This is a genomic window from Saccharomonospora halophila 8, from assembly GCF_000383775.1.
GTDB classification, from domain to species: Bacteria; Actinomycetota; Actinomycetes; order Mycobacteriales; family Pseudonocardiaceae; genus Saccharomonospora; species Saccharomonospora halophila.
Map to the genome: position 1 here is coordinate 12,295 of NZ_KB912492.1, position 1,959 is coordinate 14,253.

The 1,959-nt window shown below is 67.6% G+C and carries 1 protein-coding gene and 1 rRNA gene; both read left to right on the plus strand.

Annotated features, from left to right (window positions below; genetic code table 11):
• Window positions 1-74: 74 nt before the first annotated feature.
• Window positions 75-1,349 (plus strand): tyrosine--tRNA ligase, encoded by a 1,275-nt coding sequence (gene tyrS / locus SACHA_RS0103855; RefSeq protein WP_020628592.1) that lies wholly within the window; start codon window positions 75-77, stop codon window positions 1,347-1,349.
• A 487-nt stretch (window positions 1,350-1,836) separates the two neighbouring features.
• Window positions 1,837-1,959 (plus strand): 16S ribosomal RNA (locus tag SACHA_RS24895); the annotation flags it as partial.

A 1,959-nucleotide genomic window follows, 5' to 3' on the forward strand; every position in this document is an offset into this window, starting at 1 on the left:
CCGGGCCCGTCCCCGCGCCTGACCGGGTCGCCGCCCGGGCGCGAGCGGCGCGGCCGGTGCGCGACAATGTCGGCGTGAGTGAGCACATTCTCGACGAGCTGTCCTGGCGCGGTCTCATCGCGCAGTCCACCGATCCCGAGGCGATGCGCCGGGAACTGGACTCCGGGCGGGTCGCGGTCTACGGCGGCTTCGACCCCACCGCCCCCAGCCTGCACGCGGGTCACCTCGTCCAGATGCTCGTGCTGCGCCGGTTCCAGGACGCGGGACACCGGCCCGTCCTGCTGGCGGGGGGCGGCACCGGCCTGATCGGCGACCCCCGCGAGGTCGGGGAGCGGACGCTGAACTCCGAGGAGCAGGTCCGGGAGTGGGCGGGCAGGCTGCGGGGGCAGCTGGCCCGGTTCGTGGACTTCGACCACCCGGACGTGCCGCCGATCGAGGTGAACAACCTCGACTGGCTCGGATCCATGAGCGTGCCCACCTTTCTGCGGGACGTGGGCAAGCACTTCTCGGTGAACACGATGCTGTCCCGGGACACGGTCCGGCGCAGGCTGGAGGGCGAGGGCATCTCCTACACCGAGTTCAGCTACATGCTCCTGCAGGCGACCGACTACCGTGAACTGTTCGACCGCTACGGCGTCCGGCTGCAGATCGGCGGGTCCGACCAGTGGGGCAACATCGTGGCCGGAGTCGACCTGGTGCGCCGGGTGTACGGCGAACAGGTGCACGCGCTGACCACACCGTTGATCACCGACTCGGAGGGACACAAGCTCGGCAAGTCCACCGGTGGCGGCAACGTGTGGCTCGACCCCACGATGACCTCGCCGTACGCCTGGTTCCAGTACTTCGTCAACGTCGCCGACGCGGACGTGGTGCCGTACCTGAAGCTGCTGACCTTCCTCGACGCCGACGAGATCGGCGAGCTGGAGACGGCGACACGGGATCGCCCGGCGGCACGGGAGGGGCAACGCAGGCTGGCGCGCGAGCTGACCGATCTCGTGCACGGCCCGGAGCAGACCCGCAAGGTCATGGCGGCCAGCCAGGCGCTGTTCGGCCGGGGGGATCTGCGCGAGCTGGACGAGGCCACCCTCGATGCGGCGATGGCCGAGGTACCCACCGCCGACGTCAAGCTCGACGACGCGCCCACGGTGGTCGACCTGCTCGTCGCGGCCGGGGTGGTCGACAGCAAGGGCGCCGCACGCCGGACGGTGAAGGAGGGCGGCGCCTACGTGAACAACGGCAAGATCACCGACGAGGGCTGGCAACCGGCGGCCACCGATGCCCTGCCCGGGCGCTGGCTGGTCGTCCGCCGCGGCAAGCGGACCCTCGCGGGTGTGCGGCTGGTGGCCTGACACCCCCGGACGCTCCCGCTCTCCGAGGGCCCCTTCCGCCGGTGTGCGGGAGGGGCCCTCGGCTTTCGGCGCCGATCGGCCGTTGACCAGGGGGAACGTCGTAAGGGGACCCCCCTTTCGGGTGGGGTTGGTGGGGTGTGTAGTGTTTACTTCGTCGCCGGGGAGACCGGACGGGCCCTCCGAGAGGGGGAGTTCGGGTTACTCGGTGGGGGAACATGAACCAAGATCCCATGGTTGTGGTAGAGTGGGTGTTCCTCGCTTCGGGTGAGTGGTTGCCCTCCTTGTCAGAGCCTTTCGGGGTTGTTGTTAGGGTGGGTGTCGCTCGGAGGGAATAACCGGGTAACACTTTGTGGTGTTGTTTGAGAACTCAACAGTGCGCTAGTGATTGTCAGCTAGTAGAGCTTTGATGCCTCACCTGTTTTGGTGGGTGGGGTTTGCCCCTTTTTTGTGGGTTTCTTTGAGACATTTGGGTCTCGGATTGAATTCATTGTTGGAGAGTTTGATCCTGGCTCAGGACGAACGCTGGCGGCGTGCTTAACACATGCAAGTCGAACGCTGAAGCCGCTTTCGCCAGTGCCGGTCCCAACCGGTCCGCAGCAGCACGGCGCAT